The sequence below is a fragment of the Microvirga pakistanensis genome (assembly GCF_004458765.1).
Taxonomy (GTDB): Bacteria; Pseudomonadota; Alphaproteobacteria; order Rhizobiales; family Beijerinckiaceae; genus Microvirga; species Microvirga pakistanensis.
Genome location: NZ_SPJX01000256.1, coordinates 1 through 223, shown reverse-complemented (window position 1 = coordinate 223; position 223 = coordinate 1). Strand labels below are relative to the sequence as shown.

General features: G+C 66.8%; 1 protein-coding gene. It reads left to right on the top strand.

Translation table 11 applies throughout. The features are described 5' to 3' along the window. Positions 1-7: 7 nt before the first annotated feature. A partial coding sequence (locus E4K09_RS14750; RefSeq protein WP_280177466.1) for a dihydrofolate reductase occupies positions 8-223 on the top strand: 216 nt, incomplete at its 3' end.

The window sequence follows — 223 nt, the reverse complement described above, 5'->3', positions numbered from 1 at the left end:
CAAGCCTTTGCCGGGGCGGGAAACGATCGTGCTGACGCGTGATTCCGGCTTCTCCGCGCCGGGCGTTCACGTCGTTCACGGGTGGGCCGAGGCGGTTGCCAGGGGCGAGGAACTGGCCAGGAGGATGGGAACCGACTCGGTTGCCGTCGTGGGAGGCGCCGAGATCTACAAGCTCGCCTTGCCGGAGGTGGGGAAGATTTACCTCACGGAGGTTGCGGCCGCT